This is a genomic window from Undibacterium sp. TC4M20W (genome assembly GCF_049340245.1).
In the GTDB taxonomy this organism is placed as follows: domain Bacteria; phylum Pseudomonadota; class Gammaproteobacteria; order Burkholderiales; family Burkholderiaceae_D; genus Undibacterium.
In genome coordinates this window covers 296,546-320,263 of the sequence record NZ_JBMPPI010000004.1, presented here as the reverse complement: position 1 = coordinate 320,263, position 23,718 = coordinate 296,546, and the positions used below count along the sequence as shown (strand labels likewise).

At 50.2% G+C, this 23,718-nt stretch carries 16 protein-coding genes; 5 read left to right on the top strand and 11 right to left on the bottom strand.

What is annotated here, in order from left to right:
• Positions 1-130: 130 nt before the first annotated feature.
• The 8 genes from ACO0LL_RS07745 to ACO0LL_RS07710 all read right to left on the bottom strand — a co-directional run bounded on the left by ACO0LL_RS07745 (position 131) and on the right by ACO0LL_RS07710 (position 12,583).
• Complete coding sequence (locus tag ACO0LL_RS07745; protein ID WP_422950307.1) at positions 131-1,594, bottom strand: glutamate synthase subunit beta; 1,464 nt, start codon at positions 1,592-1,594, stop codon at positions 131-133.
• Positions 1,595-1,719: 125 nt separating this feature from the next.
• Positions 1,720-6,408, bottom strand: a complete 4,689-nt coding sequence (locus ACO0LL_RS07740; protein WP_422950306.1) for a glutamate synthase-related protein — start codon at positions 6,406-6,408, stop codon at positions 1,720-1,722.
• 456 nt (positions 6,409-6,864) lie between these two features.
• Positions 6,865-7,563, bottom strand: coding sequence for a transposase (locus tag ACO0LL_RS07735; RefSeq protein ID WP_422950304.1), 699 nt, complete (start codon positions 7,561-7,563; stop codon positions 6,865-6,867).
• Between the two features lie 277 nt (positions 7,564-7,840).
• A complete protein-coding gene (locus ACO0LL_RS07730; RefSeq protein WP_422950303.1) occupies positions 7,841-8,182 on the bottom strand; it encodes a hypothetical protein in 342 nt (113 codons plus the stop codon).
• Between the two features lie 229 nt (positions 8,183-8,411).
• Positions 8,412-9,389: a phosphate/phosphite/phosphonate ABC transporter substrate-binding protein gene (gene phnD, locus ACO0LL_RS07725; RefSeq protein WP_422950302.1), complete on the bottom strand. Its 978-nt coding sequence runs from the start codon at positions 9,387-9,389 to the stop codon at positions 8,412-8,414.
• Positions 9,390-9,671: 282 nt separating this feature from the next.
• Positions 9,672-10,793: an aldose epimerase family protein gene (locus tag ACO0LL_RS07720; RefSeq protein WP_422950301.1), complete on the bottom strand. Its 1,122-nt coding sequence runs from the start codon at positions 10,791-10,793 to the stop codon at positions 9,672-9,674.
• A gap of 41 nt (positions 10,794-10,834) precedes the next feature.
• Positions 10,835-11,734: a heparin lyase I family protein gene (locus tag ACO0LL_RS07715; protein ID WP_422950300.1), complete on the bottom strand. Its 900-nt coding sequence runs from the start codon at positions 11,732-11,734 to the stop codon at positions 10,835-10,837.
• A gap of 9 nt (positions 11,735-11,743) precedes the next feature.
• Positions 11,744-12,583: an NAD-dependent epimerase/dehydratase family protein gene (locus tag ACO0LL_RS07710; protein WP_422950299.1), complete on the bottom strand. Its 840-nt coding sequence runs from the start codon at positions 12,581-12,583 to the stop codon at positions 11,744-11,746.
• 275 nt (positions 12,584-12,858) lie between these two features.
• Between ACO0LL_RS07710 and ACO0LL_RS07705 the strand changes: the two genes are divergently transcribed.
• The 4 genes from ACO0LL_RS07705 to ACO0LL_RS07690 all read left to right on the top strand — a co-directional run bounded on the left by ACO0LL_RS07705 (position 12,859) and on the right by ACO0LL_RS07690 (position 19,786).
• Positions 12,859-13,896 carry a LacI family DNA-binding transcriptional regulator gene (locus tag ACO0LL_RS07705; RefSeq protein WP_422950298.1) on the top strand — a complete coding sequence of 346 codons (1,038 nt, stop codon included), beginning with the start codon at positions 12,859-12,861 and terminating at the stop codon, positions 13,894-13,896.
• A 284-nt stretch (positions 13,897-14,180) separates the two neighbouring features.
• Positions 14,181-16,079: a hypothetical protein gene (locus ACO0LL_RS07700; protein WP_422950297.1), complete on the top strand. Its 1,899-nt coding sequence runs from the start codon at positions 14,181-14,183 to the stop codon at positions 16,077-16,079.
• A gap of 102 nt (positions 16,080-16,181) precedes the next feature.
• Positions 16,182-18,602 carry a TonB-dependent receptor gene (locus ACO0LL_RS07695; RefSeq protein ID WP_422950296.1) on the top strand — a complete coding sequence of 807 codons (2,421 nt, stop codon included), beginning with the start codon at positions 16,182-16,184 and terminating at the stop codon, positions 18,600-18,602.
• A gap of 170 nt (positions 18,603-18,772) precedes the next feature.
• Positions 18,773-19,786 (top strand): right-handed parallel beta-helix repeat-containing protein, encoded by a 1,014-nt coding sequence (locus ACO0LL_RS07690; RefSeq protein WP_422950295.1) that lies wholly within the window; start codon positions 18,773-18,775, stop codon positions 19,784-19,786.
• Positions 19,787-19,820: 34 nt separating this feature from the next.
• Here ACO0LL_RS07690 and ACO0LL_RS07685 read toward each other — a convergent pair whose 3' ends face one another.
• Genes ACO0LL_RS07685 through ACO0LL_RS07675 form a run of 3 tightly spaced genes read right to left on the bottom strand, consistent with a single transcriptional unit; the run spans position 19,821 to position 22,919 of the window.
• Complete coding sequence (locus tag ACO0LL_RS07685; RefSeq protein ID WP_422950294.1) at positions 19,821-20,984, bottom strand: nucleotidyl transferase AbiEii/AbiGii toxin family protein; 1,164 nt, start codon at positions 20,982-20,984, stop codon at positions 19,821-19,823.
• A 21-nt stretch (positions 20,985-21,005) separates the two neighbouring features.
• The gene (locus tag ACO0LL_RS07680; RefSeq protein ID WP_422950293.1) at positions 21,006-21,656 is read right to left on the bottom strand and encodes a hypothetical protein; all 651 of its coding nucleotides are present in this window, start codon (positions 21,654-21,656) and stop codon (positions 21,006-21,008) included.
• Positions 21,657-22,919 carry a DEAD/DEAH box helicase gene (locus ACO0LL_RS07675; RefSeq protein WP_422950292.1) on the bottom strand — a complete coding sequence of 421 codons (1,263 nt, stop codon included), beginning with the start codon at positions 22,917-22,919 and terminating at the stop codon, positions 21,657-21,659.
• A 182-nt stretch (positions 22,920-23,101) separates the two neighbouring features.
• Between ACO0LL_RS07675 and ACO0LL_RS07670 the strand changes: the two genes are divergently transcribed.
• Positions 23,102-23,629, top strand: coding sequence for a GNAT family N-acetyltransferase (locus tag ACO0LL_RS07670; protein ID WP_422950291.1), 528 nt, complete (start codon positions 23,102-23,104; stop codon positions 23,627-23,629).
• The last annotated feature ends 89 nt before the right edge of the window (positions 23,630-23,718 follow it).

The following is a 23,718-nucleotide window of genomic DNA, read 5'->3' as shown; positions in this document are numbered from 1 at the left end:
ACAATTTTACCCGCAAAAAACAAGCCGCCCCGCACTACGAAAAATGCCAGTCAATAAGCAATTAATAATTAAAGCCCATTTCATCAATACAGATGAAATGGGCTCCGGTCCTGCTATTCAGTGCCGCAAATCAGCGCGGCAATACTGAATCACCCATGAGGAAGGAATCTACTTCACGAGCACACTGACGCCCTTCACGTATTGCCCACACCACCAGCGACTGACCGCGGCGCATATCACCCGCAGCATATACCTTCTCGACATTGGTTTTATAGCAGCCAGCGCCATCTGTGGTTGCCCTGGCATTGCCACGGGCATCTTTATCAACACCAAAGGCATCCAGCACTTGTTGTACTGGCGAGACAAAGCCCATGGCCAGCAAGACAAGATCAGCTTTCATTTCAAATTCTGAATCCGGCACTTCTTGCATCTTGCCATCTTTCCATTCCACGCGGCAGGCGATCAGCTTTTCCACCTTGCCTGCCTTGCCTTCCAGACGTTTGGTCGCTACTGCCCAGTCACGGTCGCAACCTTCTTCATGCGAAGAAGAGGTGCGCAGCTTGGTTGGCCAGTAAGGCCAGACCATGGGTTTGTTTTCTTGCTCAGGCGGTTGCGGCATCAGTTCAAACTGGGCGACTGATTTGGCACCGTGACGGTTGGAAGTACCTACGCAGTCAGAACCGGTATCGCCACCACCGATAACGACGACATGCTTGCCACTGGCCATGATCTGGTCCTTGACCTTGTCGCCGGCATTGACCTTGTTTTGCAGTGGCAAAAAGTCCATGGCGAAATGCACGCCTTTGAGTTCACGGCCAGGAACAGGCAAGTCACGCGGTGTTTCTGCACCACCGGCGATGATGACGGCGTCAAAGTCTTTTTGCAGTTGTTCAGGCGAGATGTTTTCCTTGGCCCAGTTGGTGACTGTTGCGGGGAAGTCCTTGCCGACGAATACGCTGGTGCGGAAAGTCACACCCTCCGCCACCATCTGATCAACACGGCGGTCGATATGGGATTTTTCCATCTTGAAGTCAGGGATGCCATAACGCAGCAAGCCACCAACACGGTCATTTTTTTCAAACACAGTCACATCATGGCCAACACGTGCCAGTTGCTGTGCCGCTGCCAGGCCCGCAGGCCCAGAGCCAACCACGGCAATTTTTTTGCCGGTCTTGATGGATGGAACTTGCGGCACGACCCAGCCGTTTTCCCAACCTTTGTCGATGATGAAATGTTCTATCGACTTGATACCGACGGCATCGCTATTGATACCAAGAGTACAGGCCGATTCACATGGTGCAGGACAAATGCGGCCTGTGAATTCAGGGAAGTTATTCGTTGAATGCAGGGTATCCAGCGCCAGTTTGTAATTGCCATTGAACACCAGATCATTCCAGTCAGGGATGATGTTGTTCACGGGGCAGCCGTTATTACAGAAAGGGATGCCGCAGTCCATGCAGCGTGCTGCCTGCACCTTGGCCTGGCCATCATCAAGATGTACCAGAAATTCCTTGTAATGCTTTTTTCGTGACTGTGGTGCTTCGCTTGCTTCTTGCAAACGCTGGTATTCCATGAAGCCGGTAATTTTACCCATTTTCTAACCTCAATTTTGTTGCGGGCATCTGCCCTGTCTGAATTTGAAATAAGCTGAAATAAGCTGAATAGTCTGGAGAACACAGGAGGGCGCGACCGCAGCAAAGCTGCGGCACGCTCACTCAACTATGCCGTGACTTTTTCCTTTTTCGCTACGAGCTGTTTGGCTGCATACATTTCACCCAGGGCGCGCTTGTACTCGGTAGGGAATACCTTGACGAACTTGGCACGGCTGCGGGCCCAGTCGTCCAGCAAATTGCGGGCGCGGGTACTGCCTGTATGTTTGAAATGACGCTCTATCAGATTGCGCAAGATAGCTTCATCGGTCTCGCCGTCACCGCCACGCAGGCGGCTATGCCAGATTGATTTATCCAGGGTTGCCACCTGTACGTCACCGGCCAACACCGGCTCCAGTGTCACCATGGACATATTGCACTTGGCTTCGAATTCACCTTCAGGGTCATAGACATAAGCGATACCGCCTGACATACCGGCAGCAAAGTTACGACCGGTGTTACCCAACACGATGACTGTGCCACCTGTCATGTATTCGCAGCCATGGTCGCCAGTACCTTCAACCACAGTGACTGCACCAGAATTACGTACGGCGAAACGTTCGCCGGCAACACCATTGATAAAGGCTTCACCAGAGATGGCGCCGTACAGGACAGTGTTACCACAGATGATGTTGTCCACTGCCCAGCCACGGAATTCTGTATTCGGGCGGATGATGATGCGGCCACCGGACAAACCTTTGCCGACATAATCATTACCTTCACCCACCAGATCCAGCGTCACGCCATGTGCGAGGAAAGCACCGGCAGACTGACCAGCCGTACCTTGCAACTGTATGTGGATAGTGTCATCCGGCAAACCGGCATGACCATATTTTTTTGCCACTTCACCAGACAACATTGTGCCTACCGTGCGGTTCAGGTTTTTGATCGGTGATATGAAGGATACTTTTTCACCAGTTTCCAGAGCGATCTTTGCCTGGGCAATCAGTTTGTTGTCGAGCGCTTTTTCCAGACCATGGTCTTGTACATCAACATGGCGTATTGCTGCACCTTCAGCCAATTCTGGCTGATAGAAGATGCGGCTGAAGTCCAGCCCCTTGGCTTTCCAGTGCGACACAGCTTTGGATTTATCCAGCAAATCAACACGGCCTATCAAATCGTCATAAGTGCGTATGCCCAGCTGCGCCATGATCTGACGCAATTCTTCTGCTACAAAGAAGAAGTAATTGACGACATATTCAGGCTTGCCAGAGAACTTGGCACGCAAGACCGGGTCTTGTGTCGCCACGCCTACCGGGCAAGTATTCAAATGGCATTTGCGCATCATGATGCAGCCTTCAACCACCAGCGGTGCTGTCGCAAAACCGATTTCGTCGGCACCCAGCATCGCGGCGATCGCGACGTCACGGCCAGTTTTCATCTGGCCATCGGCCTGTACACGCACACGGCCACGCAAGCCATTCAAGACCAGGGTCTGCTGGGTTTCAGACAAGCCCAGTTCCCACGGTGTACCAGCATGCTTGATGGAAGACAAAGGTGAAGCACCAGTACCACCATCATGACCTGCGATAACGACGTGGTCAGCCTTGGCTTTGGATACACCGGCAGCCACCGTACCAACGCCAACTTCAGATACCAGCTTGACCGAGATCGAGGCTTTTGGATTGGCGTTTTTCAAGTCATGGATCAACTGCGCGAGATCTTCAATCGAATAAATATCATGATGCGGTGGCGGAGAAATCAAGCCCACACCAGGCACAGAGAAACGCAACTTGGCGATGTATTCAGAGACTTTATGCCCTGGCAACTGGCCGCCCTCACCTGGCTTGGCGCCTTGCGCCATCTTGATCTGTATCTGGTCAGCAGAACTCAGGTACTCAGCGGTAACACCAAAACGGCCAGATGCGACTTGCTTGATTTTCGAGCGCAGCGAATCACCATCCTGCAAAGGAATATCGACTTCGATCTGATCTTTGCCAATGACGGAAGCCAGCGTTGCGCCTTGCTTGATAGGGATGCCTTTCAGCTCTTGCTGGTAACGCGCAGGGTCTTCACCACCTTCACCGGTATTTGATTTACCGCCTATGCGGTTCATGGCCACAGCCAGCGTTGCATGTGCTTCGGTACTGATGGAACCCAGGGACATCGCACCCGTCGCGAAACGCTTGACGATTTCCTTCGCAGGTTCTACCTGGTCCAGTGCGATGGCTTTGCTTGGGTCTATCTTGAATTCAAACAGGCCACGCAAAGTCATATGACGCTTGCTCTGGTCATTGATGATCTGCGCGTATTCTTTATAAGAATTGTAGTTGTTGGCGCGGGTGGAATGCTGCAACTTGGCGATTGCATCGGGTGTCCACATATGGTCTTCACCACGGACGCGGAAGGCATATTCACCACCTGCATCCAGGGCATTTTCCAGTACTGGGTCTTGACCGAAAGCTGCCTTGTGCAAACGCAGGGCTTCTTCTGCAACTTCAAATACGCCTATACCCTCTACATTCGATGCCGTGCCCTTGAAGTATTTATCAACCAGGGATTTATTGAGACCAACTGCTTCAAAAATCTGCGCGCCACAATAAGACATATAGGTAGAGATACCCATCTTGGACATGACTTTCATCAAGCCCTTACCGACTGCCTTGGTGTAGTTATAAACGGCTTTTTCTGCTGACAATTCACCCGACAGATCCTTGGCCATATCGGCCAGTGTCTGCATCGCCAGGTAAGGATGGACAGCTTCTGCACCATAACCTGCCAACAGGGCGAAGTGATGGGTTTCGCGGGCAGAGCCAGTCTCGACTACCAGACCGGTCGTCGTACGCAAACCCTTGCTGACCAGATGCTGATGCACGGTAGAAGTTGCCAGCAAAGCCGGGATGGCAACATAGTTTGCGTCCATCTTGCGGTCAGTGATGATCATGATGTTGTGGCCAGACTTGACCGCATCAACGACTTCCGCACAGATAGATGCCAGGCGTGCCTCAATACCATCCTTACCCCAGGCGATGGGATAGCAGATATCCAGTTCGTAAGACTTGAACTTGCCGCCAGTATTGGCGCTGATATTACGCAGTTTGGCGATGTCAGCAAAATCCAGTATCGGTTGCGCGACTTCGAGGCGCATCGGTGGGTTGATGTTATTGGTATCGAGCAAATTCGGTTTCGGGCCGATGAAGGATACCAGCGACATCACCATCGCTTCGCGGATAGGGTCGATAGGTGGATTGGTGACCTGCGCAAACAATTGCTTGAAGTAGTTATACAGAGGCTTGAGCTTGTTCGACATGACTGCCAGCGAAGAATCATTACCCATGGAGCCGATGGCTTCTTCACCTGCCAGCGCCATTGGTGCCATCAAGAACTTGAGGTCTTCCTGGGTATAACCAAAGGCTTGCTGACGGTCCAGCAAAGTGGCTGAGTATTCTGCCTTGTCTTCTGCCGCCTTCAATTCATTGAGCTTGATACGAACAGACTTGATCCATTGCTTGTAAGGCTTGGCATTGGCGTAGGTGTCCTTGATTTCCTTGTCATCAATGATGCGGCCAGCTTCCAGGTCAATGAGGAACATCTTGCCTGGTTGCAAACGCCATTTTTTGATGATCTTGGATTCGGGAATAGGCAAGACACCGGATTCAGATGCCATAACGACCAGATCATCATCGGTGACGATGTAGCGGGCCGGACGCAGGCCATTGCGGTCCAGCGTGCCACCGATCTGGCGACCATCGGTAAAGGCCATGGCGGCAGGGCCATCCCATGGTTCCATCATCGCTGCGTGGTATTCATAGAAGGCGCGGCGGTTTTCATCCATCATCGTGTGGTTTTCCCAGGCTTCAGGGATCATCATCATCATGGCTTGCGCGATTGGATAACCAGCCATGACCAGCAATTCCAGCGCATTGTCGAAACTTGCGGTGTCAGACTGGCCTTCAAATATCAGCGGATACAGCTTTTGCAGATCGTCGCCGAGTACCGCAGATTTCATGACGCCTTCGCGGGCGCGCATCCAGTTGAAATTGCCTTTGACGGTGTTGATTTCACCGTTATGCGCAATCATGCGATAAGGGTGGGCCAGTGGCCATTCAGGGAAAGTATTGGTCGAAAAACGCTGATGCACCAAGGCCAGCGCAGAGACGCAGCGCTCATCCTGCAAATCTTTATAGTAGACACCGACCTGATCAGCCAGCAGCAAGCCTTTGTAGACGATGGTACGGGCAGACATGGATGGCACGAAGTATTCCTTGCCATGCAAAAGATGCAGGGCTTCAATCGCATGCACAGCCGATTTACGTATGACATACAGTTTGCGTTCCAGCGCGTCCGTCACCATGATGTCAGGGCCGCGACCGATGAAAATCTGGCGTATGACCGGTTCTTTTTCACGCACAGTAGGTGACATAGGCATGTCGCGATCCACCGGCACATCGCGCCAGCCCAGTACAACCTGGCCTTCAGCGCGCACGGCACGTTCTATCTCTTGTTCGCAAGCCAGGCGGGATGCATGTTCCTTCGGCAGGAAGATCATGCCTACGCCATATTCGCCAGGTGGTGGCAGGTTGATGCCCTGTTTGGCCATCTCTTCACGGTAGTACTGGTCAGGAATCTGGATCAGGATACCGGCACCGTCGCCCATCAGGGCATCGGCACCAACCGCGCCCCTGTGATCGAGATTTTTCAAAATCAACAAACCCTGGTCGACGATGGCATGCGTCTTCTTGCCTTTGATATGGGCAACAAAACCTACGCCACAGGCGTCATGTTCATTGGATGGGTCGTATAAACCTTGAGCGTGCATAGTGGATCTCCGGAGGACAATTTCAATATCAGGACTTACGTGAAACAGCTGTCGGCATGAATAGCTGGCTTGCTTATCTTGGCTATTCAGCAATTTTGCTGGCTGCGGATGGCAGCTTGATGACTTTAGTTTGAAGGGTGATCAAACCGTGCTGGCCATGCTTCCGGGTAAGGGCATGGCGCTACGCTGGACAAATGTGCCAGGCATTGATTGATTGTTAATGCCGGCACGACAGTTTGGCGTAAATCCTGTCAGGACAAGACAGAGAATAGTGCAGTGCAAAATATTGCGCAACTGATTTAATTAGGGTCGGTGTCAATTTAAAATAATCATATTCTCATGAATATTTAAATAGGGACATAGTAAATACAACCGTGTTTATTGAGTTTCTGGCGCTCATATGAGGATTTCCAGGCATGGAAGCAGCTTACAGGCCCGCTCATGTAAAAGAAAAAATCAGGCGCTTTGCTGGGCCTTGCGGGGGCGGCCACGCTTGACCGGCTCTACCCGTCTCTCAGTCAGCTTGCTCATTTCTATCTTGAATTTAGCTGAGCCCAGCATCCAGGCTTTGGTGGTGGCCTGGGTGATTTCGCTGATTTGCGTGTTTGACAAACCTTGTTCCAGGCTTTGCTTGTAGGCAGCCTCGCGCTGGAAAGGCGTATTGCCCAATGCCCAGTAACAGCTATGATCAGTGATCAATGTATCGATATGCAGGCCTACGTGATGGCGATAACTCGACCAGGTGTAATTGAGCAAATCCTGCACCAGACCGGCACGCAGAGGATTGCTTTCCATATAAATACTGCAAGGGATGAAATAATTGGCTGACTCAATGACAGTCGCACGGTAACGGCCCTGCCATAAAGTGCCGGTACGCTGGTATTTGCGGTTGAAATAAGGGACATAGTGACGCCCCAGCCATTGCATCATCTTGCCCAAGCCTGGTTCATCACCGGGTGTCAGTAGCAGATGCAGGTGATCTGGCATCAATACATAGGCATGTATGGCTACATCAAACAACTTGGCAGCTTGCTTGAGCCAGTCCAGAAAGCTGCTGTAATCCTCGGCATCCTGAAAAATCACGGCACCGGCATTGCCGCGCTGGATAACATGATGTTGCTGATGCGGGATAACGAGTCGGGCTAATCTGGCCATGGGTATGCGGGCAATCCAAAAGAGTCTGGATTGTGCTTGGCATCAGTCTGTCTTGTCAAAACTTATCTGCCTGCACATGCACGACAGCACAGCGCAGCTTGTTAATAGTGAACAGTGAACAGCGAGCTGATATTGACTGATATTGGCATTTGCATTCGCCATAAGCATAGCCACCATGCCCGCCTTGCGGGAGCATGGATCAGCAATGAACTTTTAAGGGAGCTTTTGCCGCCGCCAGCTTTCCGGTCTGGCCGGAATACTGGCAATCACACAGCGCTCAGGCCGCGATGAGTTCTTGAACCGGGCTTTTCAAGCGGAAAGCTTTGAGTGCACGGGATGCGTCCGGTACTGCGACGATTTCTGGTGTACCAGTCATCAATTCAGAAATACGGCTCTTCAGGGCTTTTGCCTGTGTTGCCAGATTGAAATGCGCAGGACGCTGAGTCTGCACTATGCTCCAACGCGCTACAGGCGCATGACCACTACCATCGAGCAAGGATTTTTCACGCAGCCAGTTCTCAAAAGAACGGGTAGTCATGTTGCTTTCTATCCAGATCAGATGATCGGCGGTGATTTTCTTGCTGTTGTCCGAAGGGCGAACCAGTATTTCGTAAATCATTTTCTGACTCCTTAAAGGGAAACTTTGCTTAAAGGAAGGTGTCAGCAAAGATTCTTTAGTCCAAAAACGCACCGGTTCGCGATTCAGTTGACACGATAGGTTACAAAACCCGAAAATTTTTTTGTGAATTTAATAAAAAAACAATAAATTGGGCAAAATTTGAGCAAAAATGCCCTATTTATTGCATTTATTTCAGCTTTTGTTACAAATCAGCTGGAACTTTTCAGGCTTATTTGATGCGTGAGGCTTCAAGAACGAAGCTCAGCTTGCCAAAACGTGCACTAACTTCATCAAATTTCTTTTGTTTTTGTGCATCAGTGAGGCTGGTGTTATTCAAATTATCGCGCAAAAGGCTAAACAATGTTAAATCGGCGATAGGTTTCAACTGTGCATCGGTAGAACGCTGGAAACCGGACAAATTCAAAATGTCTTTCAACACTGCCTGCGCCTGTTTTTGCTTTCCATAATTGACAAAGAAATCTTCCACGCGGATTTTCAGGGCAGGTGACATGTCCTTGCGGTACAAAATCGGGTCATTTGGTATCAAAGGTGAAGTCCAGATGACACGAACCTTGCTGAGCTGGTCTGGCGCTTCTTTTTTGAGCCTGTCCATCTCTTCACTATTGAAGGTGGCGACATCGGCTTCACCACGCAAAATAGAAGAAAAATTTGCCTGGTGATTACCAACGATGACTTTTTTGAACAGTTTTGCGGGATCTATCTTGTTCTTGGAAAACAGGTAATAAGCAGGAACCAGATAGCCAGATGTCGATTTTTTATCGCCATCAGCGAAGATATACACGCCAGGTTTGGCAGAAACCTGGTCAAAGCTGGTCAGTGCACTTTTGCTGGAAGCAATCAACACCGAGTTATAACCACGTGAGCCATCGCTTTTGACCATTTGCGCAAATACAGTGGCCTTGCCATCTTCCACCGCATCCAGCGCGACCTTGCTGCTCAGCCAGGCGATTTGTATTTTATTTTCTTTCAAACCAGTAACGATGTCGCTGTAATTCGAAGAAATGGCGGCAGTCACTTCTGTGCCTGTGCTTTTTGCCAGGTCATCCAGCAAAGGCTGCCAGCGTTTGCGGGTATCTTCTATGCTGGTAGTGGCGATCAGGCCTACAGTGATTTTTTCTGCAGCGTGGGCAAGAGACATGAACATACTGCTAAGCAGCAGTACCAGGGTGACAATTTTTTTAAACATAAAACCTCAATAGAAAATGCAAATACCCAAAGCACGGCAGTGCTTGTGACCGGTCAAACATGTATGCGGTAGCAAACAAACAAGTGACGTCAACGACGTACTCTGGGACAGGAATGGGGGATGGTGATTGGATACACACTGATTAATTTTTGTGCATCAATTGCCTGCCATTATAGCATTAGATGAATTTGGGCAATCAATTCCCCTAAAGCAAGAAATGTTTTAGAGCTAATTCACCAGACACTTCGCCATGGAATTCGGTTATTGAGCCCTGTGTTTTACTCAGGGCTCTTGGTCTGGCAGCACCTGACCGGTTTTAGATAGCGGCGTCACGGAAAAGCGAAAACTGGTCACAGACTTAAACACTTGCCCTGGATTAAGCACAGTCGAGGGGAAATTCGCGTGATTCGGGCTGTCGGGCAAGTGCTGGGTTTCAAAGGCAAAGCCGTCATGACGCTGATAGGCTGAGGCTTCGCTACCGTCAAAGCCATTACCACTATTGAACTGTACGGAGGGTTCTGTGGTGTAGACATGCATTTGCCGGCCAGATACAGTTTCAGAGATATGCGCAACGGCCCGCAAGGATTGATCCCAGTTGGTAAACAACAGGCTATGATCATAGCCGGATGGCTGCCCTAGCAAAGCATCACCTTGTTTAAGATGGCGTGTGATGGTGGTGGGTTTGCGCAAATCCAGCACGCTGCCATCCACCGGCAAAATACGCCCCGTGGGTATGCGTTTGTTGTCGGCCTCAGTGTAGCGATCAGCATGGATTTGAAACAGGTGGGTACTCAAACCTCTGCTACCTGCACCCGCCAGGTTGAAGTAGGCGTGATTGGTCAGGTTGATGACCGTCGCTTTATCACTGACGGCACGATATTCAATATTGAATGCATTGCGCGCCTTGTACAGGCGATAAGTGACTGTTACCCGCACTTCACCCGGGAAGCCCTGATCACCGTCGGGGCTTTGCAAACTGAAATGCGAACCCAGACTGTCGCTCTCATCAAAGTCCTTGCGTGACCACACCCGCTTGTCAAAACCATGCGGGTCGCCATGCAGGGCCACTCCTTTTTCATTGGCAGGTAAATGAAAAGTTTGTCCATTCAATGCAAATTCTGCTTTGCCTATGCGTCCAGCATAGCGCCCTATGATGGACGCATGCCTGTGCCTGGTAATTAAATAAGCTGGCAGATCAGGTAGCCTGAGCACAATATTGGCCAGCTTGCCATCGCGGTCCGGCACTTCGACAGTGGTTATTGTCGCGCCATAATCAATATAGCAAACCCGCATGTGCGTGTCGTTCTGCAGGCAATGTTCCTGCACTACCTGACCAGTAGCTGTCTTGCCGCAATCACTATCCTGACTGTGGGCAGCGAGCGCGGCCGCGCTAGTACATGCCATACACTTCATGCACGCCAGAATGACTAGCCTTACTATGCGAACTAGCGGCAACTGGAATCCGGCTGGCCGCCACGCGTAATGCCAAGATTGGCAAAATAGACGTAATCATCCTTGTCCTGATTCAGCATCGCATGATGCTTGCGGTAGATACCCCATTTCGGGCGCATGTGGTCTGCCCCTGTGCGCCATAATTGCAGGCCCGTGCTGTCGATTTCCAATACGGGCTTATCGTCCTGGCCGCGCATACTCAACTGATAACGTCCGGCAGAATTTGAGAATGTGATCTGCTCGCGCACGTCTATCCATTGACCCTGCATCTGCGACAAAGCCACCGTGCCGAGCACATGATAAACACCGCCGTCATTTTTCAAATCATCAATTTGCCGCACTTCCATACGGCCACTCGCCAATGGCGTAAAAGTGATCAGTGGCGGTTCCGCATAGCGGCCACCATAGGCCTTGATCTGGTGGATATGCGTAAATGAGGGCGAAAACTTCATGCCAGCATCAATCTTGAAACGCCAGCTATACACAAAGCTGTTATTTTCGCGCGCCTTGAAAGCCTGGTGCATACCCATCAGGCTGGGCGCAATCTTGATCTCGGTGCGGGAACGATCGCTACCCTCAGCTATGGTCTTGCCATCCAGGTTGACATCCGTCGGGTCTATCGCCAGCACTGCAAAATAAGCGGGCACTACATCATCACCCGCTTCAATAATATGCGGCCTGGCTGGTGCGTAGTGCGTATCACTCGGCGCCTCTACTGCTCCCTTGCCAAAGACATTTTCTATACGCGTATAAGTGTCCGTTCCACCTGGCTTTTGCGCATTCAGGCACAAGGTATTGCCGGTTATGCCGGAAGTCGCATCAGTGGCAAAAGCATGATTAGCTAGCATGGCAAAACCAGAAAGCAGACTGCCAGATAAAATGGGTAAGCGCATGAACTTGCCTCAGTCCTGGTATTGCGGCCCGGCCACGACAAATGGCCCACCCTGATAGGTACTGGTCATGTCGTCAGCAGCAGGCCAGCTTGCGGTCAGCGGGAAGCGTCCGGCGAACTCGCTGGAATTATCCTTGGGCACAAACCCCAGATGTGCGGCCTTGCTGTTATCCCACCATTTAGCCGGATTATCTGACACGCCAAAGACGATGCTGTGACCGACTTTTGGCGTGAACAGCGCCGCCCTGATCAGCTCCAGCAAATCATCGTAACTGAGATAAGTCACCATCATGCGCGTATTTCTGGGTTCAGGAAAAGACGAGCCTATGCGCAGGCATACCGTCTCTATGCCAAAACGATCATAGTAATAACGTGACAGCGCTTCGCCATAAGATTTGCTGAGGCCATAAAAACCATCAGGCCGCAGTGGGCTGTCCGCATTCACTTTTTCTGTCGTCGGATAGAAACCAACGACATGGCTGGAGCTGGCATAAATAACGCGCTTGATACCCAGCTTGTGCACAGCCTCATACAAATGGTACATGCCCAGGATATTGGCCTGCATGATGGGTTCAAACTTGTCTTCGACCGAGATGCCGCCAAAATGCAGCACTGCATCGACATCTTGCAGCAATTCAAATACCCCTGCCCTGTCGGCCAGGTCGCAGGTCTGCGCCTCTTCGCCAGGCACAAGGTTCTCTATATCGACGATATCACTGAGCCTGAGTATTTTTGTCCACGGTTTCAGGCGCTCACGCAAAACCCGGCCCAGGCCACCAGCTGCACCCGTCAAGAGCAGGCGATTAAAAGGCTTATTACTGGATTGCTCACTAAATTGTTCAGTCATCATCATTTTTGCTTTTAGGTTGGTGTAGGCCCTGATTTACCCTGCTCCGGTAAACCAGGGCAAATTAAGAAAAATCAGATTATTAGTTAAACGTTTAACTAAGTATATAGAAATTTCCGCCGTGGTCAAATATTTCCTTACACCCCAAGTAAACTCATACCTTGCTCACGGGGAGTGCGATCTTCCGGGTGTTCATGGAAAATGACATTGATGCATGTCTGGTAGTTTGTACGGTAAGATGCATCCTGAATCAGCCTGGCAGTTAAACGCTTACAGCCATGGCTTGTCTGGAATACTTTTTATACGCGATGAAGAAAAAACCACCGACCATACGTGATGTCGCCGCAGAAGCAGGCGTCTCTACTGCCACCATTTCCAAATTCATCAATGGCACGCAGCGTTTTTCTTCCACCGTAGAAGCCAGGATCACAGCGGTCATTGACAGCCTCGGCTACCGTTCCAACCCGCTGGCGCAATCCATGATCACCGGGCGCACCAAGTCCATAGGCCTGTCGATACTTGATGTCAGCAACCCCCATTTCACCAGCATCGTCAAAGGGGCCAACCGCATCGCCATAGAACATGGTTACACCTTGCTGCTGGTCGATACCGAAGAAAACCTGGGTCGTGAAAAACCGCTGATAGAAGCATTGAGCCGCCGCGTCGATGGCATGATACTTTTTTCACGCATGAGTGAAGCCGACCTCAGCTGGACCGAGCAACTGGAAAAACCCCTGGTATTCTTTGGCCGCCTGAGCCAGCTCAGTTCCCCCTGCGTCAGCAGTGATGACCACAAGGGCGCCTATATGCTGGCGCAACATCTGCTGACCCTGGGTCACAAGCGCATTGCCTATATGGGTTTCAATAAATCCCGCCGCGATGAAGAACGTTTTGGCGGCCTGCAGGAATGTCTGAACGAGCATCAACTGACAGCAGAAATCTACAACGTCAATTCCCCTTCTGCACAAGAAGGCGAACGCCTGTGTTCTTCCATCATGCTCGGCAAACAGCATCCTGATGCCGTGGTTTGCTATAACGATTTGATGGCACTTGGCTTCATGAAAGAAGCACAAAACCTGGGCTTCGATATTCCCCGCGATGTTTCTATCGCCGGTTTTGACAATATCCAGTATGGCCGCTACACCTCGCCAGCACTGACCTCGGTCGATCTGCAAAGTGAAGAAATGGGTGTCGCTGCCATGCGCACGCTGATCAGCATGATCAATGGCGAAACTGCCCGCGGCCTGACCACGATAGAGCCACAACTGATATTGCGCTCCTCAGTCATGAACAGAAGAAGCCCGGCCAATTCCTGAAATTGCGCACGGAATAAATCGTATTTTTGCAAAAAAACGACAATCTTAGAAAACGTTTTCTTTAAAGCGTTGCCCAGCCTTATCTCTGTGCGTAGAAAATGCACAGCCTTGTCAATTCAACTCTGCTCTTGAATAACAATTTTGATAGGTTAATAAAAAAATCTAAAATCAGGTTTACCTTCAATTTGAATTCATCTACTATTTAGTTAAACGTTTTCCTAAATGCTTTAAAGCGCAAGTGCAAAGCGGCAAATACAGGGACACATAACAAAATCAGGAGATGTATGTCTTACCGTAATCCCATACTCAACAATCTGTACAAGCTTTGCATCATAGCATCTGCACTTGCCTGGAATCTGACAGTCTCAGCCAACGCCGATCTGGCTCCGCAAGCGGCACAAGCGCAACTACTGCCCATGAACACCATGGTGCAAGAATCGCTCTACCCCCAGCTTGACTACCTGTCGCAAAAACTGCTGGCCGAGAGATTGCAAACCACGCTGGCGGGCTACCCTGCCTTCAATGGCAAGGACAAATTCTTGCCCGGTAAAATCGCTACCGGCCTCGCGCATTTAATGCTGAACCGAGCCCTGACACCAGAAGCCAGGCGCAAGGCAGCAGAAAATTTTCGTGCCAGTGCCGACATGACAGTCGATATGGAAAACCATACCTGGGGCATTTATTATTATTTGCTGTCACTGCAACAGATACAGCAAGCGGGCTTGCTGGAGCAGGCAGTCAGCCCTGACACTTTGGCCAAACTCAAGAAGCAACTGGACTGGCGCAGCTTTGTCAATGAAGCGGACCTGAAACTCATCAACCTGCCCACCAATTACTATGGCGTGGCATTTGGTGTGGCACGCCTGCGCATGTTGCTCGGTTGGGAAGATGCCAGTGGCAGTGAAAAACTCTTGAACACCCTGCTCGCGCATTACGATGCCCATTCTGGCGAATATGGTTTTTCTGATGAAACCGATGGTGAAGGCCGCTTTGACCGCTACAGTATTTTATTGATTGCCGAGATTTGCCACAGGCTCATAGAAACCGGCAAAGAAGTCCGGCCTGACTTGAAACTGAAACTCAGGAAAGCCGCAGACATCGCCCTGAATATGGCAAATGACAAAGGCGATGGCTTCAGCTTTGGCCGCAGCATAGGTGCTTATGGTGATACGGCGATACTCGAAATCCTGTCGGCATCTGCTTATCTGGATGTCTTGACGCCCACGGAAAAAGACTATGCCTACACCTATTCCACCCGCGTATTCAACAAGTTTTTAAGCTTCTGGTATGACCCGCAATTGCATTCCGTCGATTTGTGGGGCAAGGGCAGGAAAACCGATGCCTACCGTGGAGCGCACAGAGTGCTGGGCGAAAATTTCTCGCTGCTGCATCAACTGCTGACTACCAATGCCATCTGGCACAAACTAGGCTATGACCAGCGTATACCGCTGGCTGACCTGCAGGCATGGGCAGATAAAAACCAGCCACGGTTCAGTTTCAACTGGTTTGCCCGCGGAGAGTATGACAGGGCATTGGCGATCTATCGCGACCGTCAGCATGTGTTCAGCCTGTTACTGGCCAATGGTGGTGCAGGTCAGCATGCGAACAGCCCGTACTACCCGCTACCGTTTTCAAATGATCTCATCGTTGGCATACCAGACAGCGGCTTTGCCCATCCCCAGTTGATCCCAAGTCTGACGCTGGCAGATGGCAGCAAGTTACTGGCGACCGCCTTCATCAGCAATATCCAGACTGGTAAAACAGAAAAAGCTGAATTCATCAGCTATCAGCAAAGCGGGCTGACACGCATGACAGGCGAAGGCAAACCACCTCAGAAAGATGAGCGGGTAAAACTCAATAGCCGCTACCTGTTTGAACCCGGCAGCATCAGCAGGACAGATGAATTTACAGCGATCGGCAGTACCCAGATACAACAAGCCAGCCTGGAATTCAGCAGCTTTTCTGATGCTGTTCGGCAGGATGGAAATCACATTTATTTCAGCAAAGGTGGTGTCACTGAATTCATCATCGAAGGCCTGGAAAAATGCTCGGTAAAACGGGTAGTGGGCGACGCTTACTTCCAGACCCCGGCTGGCCCTTTCATCAACCATATCAGTTGCAATACGCAACAGCTAAAACCTGGGCGGCCACTGAAAATCAAATGGACGATACGGTATCAATAGAATTTAGCGGCAAAACTTAGCTGGAAAAATTAAGCATCAAGAATTTAACAGAAAAAATCAGCAGTAAAAAATAGTACAAAACTACAATATCCGGAGACAAGAATGTCAGCACAATCCAGCAACAAGCAACATCCCATGCAACTTAAGCCCCTGAGCTTTGCCATCAGTCTGGCCATGCTGGCCCTGACTCAGGCAGCGCAGGCGCAACAGGCAACTACTGCAGAAACCTCGGACGGCAAACTCAATGAAGTCGTGGTATCGGCCAACAAACGCATAGAAAAACTTGAGCACGTACCGATGGCGATTTCGGTCCTGGGCGATGCCACCTTACAGCGCAATAATGTCAGGGAAATCGCTGACGTCATCAACCTGTCGCCCGCATTGTCGATCACCTATGGTTCGACACCTGCCAATAATGGCATCAATATGCGCGGCATAGGTACGACATCGATAGGTATAGGCGTAGAAGCTGACGTGGCAGTCATCATCGATGATATTCCCATGGGCATGCAGGTCAAGGCCTTCCAGGATTTGACTGACATCTCACGCATAGAAATTTTGAAAGGTCCGCAAAGCACACTGTTTGGTAAAAGCGCGATTGCCGGTGCGGTCAATATCGTCACCAAGCCCATTTCCGGCCCGCTGGCAGGCAGCGCCAGCACCTTATATACCAGTGATGGTGAATGGCGCTTTGGCCTGACTTATGGTGGGGAAGTATCCGAGAAATTCGGCTTCAGGCTCAGTGCCAGCGACAATCGCTTCCCCGGCAATGTGAATAACCTGACTGATGGCAGCAAGGTCAATGGTTCTGGCGGCAAGACCTTCATGGCCAAACTCAGTTGGCATCCTACCGACAATATTGATGTCGATTTTTCGCCACGCTATAACAGCACAGTCACATCCTGCTGCGTGCTGGCATTGACCAGTCTGACACCGGCACAAGGCGGCCTGTTGTCGAATATCGCGCAACTGCCAGCTACGACTTTATTGAATGGCATACGCATAGGCCCGGACAACACCGATGTGCGCAATGACACCTTGACAGGCCAGACCTCCACCAGCCGTGGTGCGGGCTTAAAATTCACTTACAACTTTGCCGATGGTTCTTCGCTGACTTCGATTTCTTCACTTGATCGTTATTATGCCAATGACACACGCGACCAGGACTTTGTTGACGTGCCCACCCTGCTGTATTACCCACTGGCGAATGGCAAACCTGCCGGTGTCAATGCTGGCTATACCCAGTACGGCACATTTGATGTGAAATCGCAAACCCAGGAATTGCGCTATACCTCGAATGACAAGAATTCGCTGCGTTATGTGCTCGGTTACTGGTATGGAAAAAACTCTATAGAACGTCATTTCATACGCGGTTATAACGGCATTGCCTTGACCACGCCTATCCAGTATTTCACGGACACGTATAACGTCAACAGCGCCGTGTTTGGCCAGGCGACCTGGGACTTTGCAAAGAACTTCAGCCTGCTCGCAGGCTTGCGTTATAACCGTGAAACCTCGGGCTACCGTTTCTCTGTCGGTGCGCCACCGCCAGGTGCGTATGTACAGACAGATTATTTTTCCAGCCTCGACAATACCGAGAATTCCACGACGGGCAAACTCAGCCTGCAGCACCAGGTCAACAACAACCTGATGGTGTATGCCATGGGCTCTACCGGCTACAAAGGCCTGGCCTATGACTTGACCAGCGGCTTGAATGCCGCCACTGCGGCCCAGCAACCGGTCAAATCAGAAACTGCCAAGACCTTTGAAATAGGCCTTAAAGGCAATTTCCTCGACAACCGCCTGACGCTGAATGTCGCCGCCTTCAATAGCAGGTTCAGCGACTACCAGCAGAATTCTGGTGGTTATCTGCCTGGCACGACAACTTATGTGACGCGCCTCAATAGTGTGGGTGGCGTGCAGACACGCGGCGTGGAAATGGATGTCTCGGCACTGGTAACCAGAGACTTGATACTCAACGGCAGCATAGCCTACACCGATGCCACCATTACAGAATTCCCGAATGCCCCTTGCTATAACGTCGCTGGCAGCCCGAATGGTGGCTTCAATGCAGAATGCCAGTTGAAGTCTGCCCAGTATGGTGGACAGAACGTGCAAGACCTGGCCGGAGCAAGAATGCCGAATGCACCCAAGATCAAGGCCAATATCGGTGGTCAATATGACCTGCGCTTCAGCAACCTGCCTTTCGACGCTTTCATTACAGGCAGTGTGCGTTATCAAAGCGATGTCATCACCAACCTGAACCAGGACCCTACGCTGGCCGTATCTGCCATCAGTGTGACGAATATCGGTTTTGGGATCAGGGACAAAATGAACAAGTACAAACTGAGCTTCTTTGTCAACAACCTGTTTGACCGCCACTATGCCAATACCGGTTTCACAGGTGTAGGTAGCTGGAGTTCAAAAGCACCGAACCCTGTGCTGACAGTGACCAACACAACCTGGACACCTGCCCGTGACGCCTTCCGTTATTTCGGTGTCAGGCTGGACGCTAAATTCTGAACATCCTCAGTAACTAAAGCAGCGTGATGAATAGTCAGCACCGTTCATCACGCTCCTGAATTTCATACACCTTCCACTTTTATCAATTCCGGCATTCCTGCCGGATGGCTTTCTGCTGTCTGTTTTTATAACGAAAAATTAATCCCATCCAAACAAGCAAGGAGTACATCATGTTATCGACAACATCAAATAGCAAAACAATGATCCTGAAACCGGCTTTGACATTCATTACGCTACTGGTAGCAGCATTGCCAGCAATGGCAACGACTTACAAGGTAACAACGGCCAAGGAATTGCAGGACGCCATCAGCAAGGTAAAAGCAGGTGATGTGATACAACTGGCGGCAGGCACGTACAAAGACAAGTTCGTCATCAAGAACAAAAGCGGCAAGGCTGACTCCCCCATACAATTGACTGGCCCTGCCGGATCATCTGCCGCCGTGCTGGTGAACAGCGGTGGTTATGGCCTGTATCTCGATCACGCGAATTACTGGATCATCGATGGCATCACGGTCAATAATTCCGGCAAGGGCATCATCCTTGATACCTCCACTAACAACGTATTGCAAAACCTGACCGTGCATGATGTCGATGATGAAGGCATACACTTTCGCACCTTCAACACCGACAATGTATTGAAGAACAGCCACATCTATAACACCGGCAAGAAACAGGCTGGCTTTGGTGAAGGTGTGTATATAGGCTCAGCCAATTCCAACTGGTGCACCTATACTTCATGCAACCCGGACAAGAGTGACCGCAACAAGGTGCTGACCAACAGCATAGGCCCAAACGTCAATGCAGAAGGCATAGACATCAAGGAAGGTTCATCTGATGGTCTGATACAGGGCAATACCTTTGATGGCAGCGGCATCAGTGGTGAAAACTATGCCGACAGTGTGATTGATGTCAAAGGCAATAATTATGCAATCACCGGTAACACCGTCAATAACCACCCTACCTCCAGCGATAAAAACCTGCTCGATGGTTTTCAGGTGCACCAGGCTTATACCGGCTGGGGCAAGAACAATAAATTCAGCAGCAACCGCTTCAACCTCAATACCAAGGGCTATGGCATCAATGTGCAGTCAGGTCTGACTGGTAATATCGTCTGTGACAATAACTCGGTAACAAATACCAGTTCAGGCATGGCGAACGTTGCGCTCACTCATTGCACAAACTAAAACCAGTCCTTGTCCAGACTCAAATCAAGGCCTGCTAAAACAAGGCCTTGATCTTCTTTATCCAATTTTCCAGGGTCGACGTTTTTTCTGGAAGCGCCTTAGTTTCGCGAGACGTTATAGGAAATTGAAAAGCCGCCTCCAACTCTCTTCCTTTTTTAGCATTATCTGCTCTGCCATAAATTGGATTATCATTTTGCTCAGGAGCAGGAGCAGGCTCCGCTATCTCAGGAACAAGGCGTTTTGGTGGCATAAAGAACGTGACGATTTGTGCACCGGACCTTACTGGCGGGCATGCAGCTCCCCCCTCAACCAAACCGGTCCGCATGAGGATGGCATGAAATTGTTCAAGAAAATCAGACAAGTCGTGCGGCAACTTACTGGCATCTGTAATTTGATCTGCCCGGTCAAACGCAAGTATGTCTGCGTAGGAATGATAAGACGGTGTTTGATTATGCCGAAACAGATTCCAGTTCTTTTCTATGGAACAGTTTGGGAAAAACCTGGCAATATCTCCACTCAAAAAATAGGTTAGTGTCTGCATGTCGACTTTGCCAACCTGGCATTCACGTTCAAGTGCCTGCCGCATCTGAGTGTGAGTTACCTCATCAAATTCTCGATGCTGTAACAAGTGACCGAGGTCAAATAAATCCTTGAAACGTGGCCTGACCAGGGTCTGATGAATTTTCCATGCGATTTGTAAGGAAAGTGGAACTGTATTTTTAATCAAAAAAGCGTCGCCCAAAACAGGTCTGTATAGCAAAGGTACAGGTCCCTGTGCCAGGTCCAGGTTCAAAGACACATCCATACTAATTTCATCGTACGGCGCATCTCCCTGACTATAAGCCAGGTCAGTATTCACCGTAGGAAAATCTTCTGCCATGGCGTAATCTATCCGTCGCCAAAAAGCATTTTTCCTAAAGCTGCGAAAACGTATATCATCATCTGCCACAGCTTCAGTAACTACCACTGCCCACGGGTCAAGAATAGTGCGCGCCTCCGCGGCATCAACGACTCCCTGCATGCATACCCAATCAAGATCAGCAGGAATCCGCTGAGCAGGGTCTTGAAAATATTGCCGTGTCAAGAAACTGCCTTTCAGCATGAAAGGTAAATCCAGGCTTGCGGCACGACGTATGAAAGCTTCACCTGCCAGGAAAGCGGGCGAAACATCACATGCTGATAAGTTAGAAGATGACATCAAAAAATTCCTGATTTTCCATTAAAGAGACTGATTCAGCCAACCGTGATCCAGCGCACAGTTATCATCAAAGACGCAGTACTCGAAACGCTCGTGCATAATGGTCCAGACACTGTCCTTCAGACCTTTTTGCAAAGCGTCAACCCTGCGCAAGAAAGCAGCCTTGCTACCAGATTCGCGCAAAGTCACAAAACGCATTCCAGGTTCATTTCTGAGGGAATTTCTGGACAGGTGCGCTTCATGATTTTCACAAAACCGCAGCAAATCTTCTACTCTGGAGAAATTGATTTTACCGTGCCATTCATAGTAAACATCTGATGACATGGCTACATTTTCTTTATACTCTTCTGCGTATTGCAGAGGTATCTCTATTTTCAGGCGGCTTGTTTTGTAAGCTCGCTGGTTCAATATGCATCCATAGTTTTTTGCTACCTCCAATACGGCGTCCAGTTGATCCGCCATCAGAAGCTTGCTCAACATCAGTTGCTGAGAATGTGTACCTCTTGATAATTCTATCAAGAGCGGTTTTGCCTTGATCTCCCCGCAAAATTCAATGAACCCGGGGATATCTGCTTCCTGCGCATTTGCTACCGTCAGATGAATCTCAAATGGCAACATGGTTTGACATGCAACACTCACAAAAGCTGGCCGTCCAGAAATATTTTCGCGCATTTACTTATTGTTTTCGGCCAACTCACGCAGCTTGTCTTTCTTGCTTTTACGCTTGCCCTTGATGCCGCCAGTCGGCGCATCAGGGCTGGCTTCAGAATCTGTCTGGTTTGCTGCAATTGCCGCAGGTTCAAAACCGGGCAAGGTCTCGCGCGGCACACGTTTGTTCTGGCGTTTTTCTATAAGGCGGAAATGCATTTCATGCTCAGCCAGAATAAAGCTGATTGCCGTACCACTCGCACCGGCACGGCCAGTGCGGCCTATGCGATGGATGTAGTCGTCTGCCGAGCGCGGCAAATCATAATTGACAACCGCGGGCAGGCCAACAACGTCAATACCACGGGCCGCCAGGTCAGTAGCAACCAGCACCTGTATGCGGTTCGCCTTGAAGTCAGTCAGCATGTGCTGACGCGCACCCTGGCTGGCATCGCCATTAAATGCCTCTGCCTTGATACCTGCTTTTTTTAATTTATTGCTGATGGTGTCGCTCGCATATTTTGTGGCGACAAACACCAACACACGTTCCCATTGCTGCTCTTTGATCAGGTGCACCAGCAACCTGGTGCGCTTGTCGCCATCAACTGCTATCGCCCTTTGCGCGATATCGGGCAAGTTCTTGGTCAAGTCGGCAATCGCAATGCGCACTGGCTCATGCAGCATGCCTAGCGCCAGCTTTTTGACTGCTGGCGAAAAGGTCGCCGAGAAAAACAGGTTTTGCCGTTTGGCAGGTAACTGCTCAAGGATGCGTTTGATTTCAACGGCAAAGCCCAGGTCCAGCAGGCGGTCTGCTTCATCCAGCACCAGTGTCGCCACGTCTTTTAAAGACAGGGCATTGTTATCGAGCAAATCCAGTAAACGCCCCGGCGTGCTGATGACGATATCAGCCCCACCACGCAAATGCATCATCTGCGGGTTGATAGACGCACCGCCATAAATGACGGCTACCTTCAGCCTCTTTGGCAAATGCTCCGCCAAAGCCTCAATTGTTTGGCCTACCTGCCCGGATAATTCACGGGTAGGTACCAGTACCAGAATCTTGACCTTACGCTGTTTGCTAGCCTCTTCCATTTCTTCTTGCATGCGTTGCAACAGGGGCAAAGCAAAGGCAGCTGTCTTGCCAGAACCGGTCTGTGCCAGTGCCATGACATCCTGTCCAGCCAGTACCGCAGGAATAGCCTCAGCCTGCACCGCAGTTGGTGTTTCATACTGACGTGCGGCAACCGCTTGCAAAAGTTCCGGGATCAGGCCTAGAGATTCAAAAGTCATGGATAAATTGAAGAAGAGAAATTTTTGATTGAGCGTTACACTATTGATATTAACGCGCATCAGAGTATAGAGTGCGTCAGGGCTTTAATCCCTATCAATGCGCATTGTAGTGCAAAACTGCCATACACCTGCAGATGTCAATCCCTGCAATATTTTCGTTTATGCATGAAGGAGCAAGCATTTTGGCAATAATTACTTTTATCAAGGCTGATATTGCTCAACATAAAGATGTCCTCATCGCCATGAATATGGAATATATGGGCTGGGTGGGGGCGAACATAGCGCAAGATTTTGGTATTACTACCGAGGCTTTACTGGGTATGCCACTGGCTGAATATGTACCGGGCGCGCTGGATAAAATTTGTGGCGCGGATGCGCTGGATGGCATGTTTTATCTGGTTGAGGTAGATGGCCAGTATGCCGCCATGGGTGGCAGACGCGGCATACAGGATAGTATTGCCGAAATAAAACGCTTGTACGTATTACCGGCTTTTCGCGGCCTGCACCTGGGCGATACTCTGCTGCAACACTTGCTCAACGATGTCCGCAAGCTCGGCTATCAGCGGGTTCGCCTGGACAGCGCCCCCTTCATGCAAGCGGCTCACAGCTTGTATGAAACTGCCGGTTTCAAGGACTGCCCACCTTATGAAGGTGCGGAAGTACCAGCGGTCCTGCATCCACGCTGGCGGTTTATGGAATTGATACTGTAAGCCGGATTGTTTGTGTGAGCTGACGCACAGTCTGTCAACTGTGACTGGCGTAAGCTACGGGTAAAAGTGATTGGCAAGCTATTTATACA

Bases quoted from the DNA above. Each gene is read 5' to 3' on its own strand.
- ACO0LL_RS07745 (WP_422950307.1), bottom strand. From the start codon at position 1,594: ATGGGTAAAATTACCGGCTTCATGGAATACCAGCGTTTGCAAGAAGCA.
- ACO0LL_RS07740 (WP_422950306.1), bottom strand. From the start codon at position 6,408: ATGCACGCTCAAGGTTTATACGACCCATCCAATGAACATGACGCCTGT.
- ACO0LL_RS07735 (WP_422950304.1), bottom strand. From the start codon at position 7,563: ATGGCCAGATTAGCCCGACTCGTTATCCCGCATCAGCAACATCATGTT.
- ACO0LL_RS07730 (WP_422950303.1), bottom strand. From the start codon at position 8,182: ATGATTTACGAAATACTGGTTCGCCCTTCGGACAACAGCAAGAAAATC.
- phnD (WP_422950302.1), bottom strand. From the start codon at position 9,389: ATGTTTAAAAAAATTGTCACCCTGGTACTGCTGCTTAGCAGTATGTTC.
- ACO0LL_RS07720 (WP_422950301.1), bottom strand. From the start codon at position 10,793: ATGGCATGTACTAGCGCGGCCGCGCTCGCTGCCCACAGTCAGGATAGT.
- ACO0LL_RS07715 (WP_422950300.1), bottom strand. From the start codon at position 11,734: ATGCGCTTACCCATTTTATCTGGCAGTCTGCTTTCTGGTTTTGCCATG.
- ACO0LL_RS07710 (WP_422950299.1), bottom strand. From the start codon at position 12,583: ATGATGACTGAACAATTTAGTGAGCAATCCAGTAATAAGCCTTTTAAT.
- ACO0LL_RS07705 (WP_422950298.1), top strand. From the start codon at position 12,859: ATGGCTTGTCTGGAATACTTTTTATACGCGATGAAGAAAAAACCACCG.
- ACO0LL_RS07700 (WP_422950297.1), top strand. From the start codon at position 14,181: ATGTCTTACCGTAATCCCATACTCAACAATCTGTACAAGCTTTGCATC.
- ACO0LL_RS07695 (WP_422950296.1), top strand. From the start codon at position 16,182: ATGTCAGCACAATCCAGCAACAAGCAACATCCCATGCAACTTAAGCCC.
- ACO0LL_RS07690 (WP_422950295.1), top strand. From the start codon at position 18,773: ATGTTATCGACAACATCAAATAGCAAAACAATGATCCTGAAACCGGCT.
- ACO0LL_RS07685 (WP_422950294.1), bottom strand. From the start codon at position 20,984: ATGTCATCTTCTAACTTATCAGCATGTGATGTTTCGCCCGCTTTCCTG.
- ACO0LL_RS07680 (WP_422950293.1), bottom strand. From the start codon at position 21,656: ATGCGCGAAAATATTTCTGGACGGCCAGCTTTTGTGAGTGTTGCATGT.
- ACO0LL_RS07675 (WP_422950292.1), bottom strand. From the start codon at position 22,919: ATGACTTTTGAATCTCTAGGCCTGATCCCGGAACTTTTGCAAGCGGTT.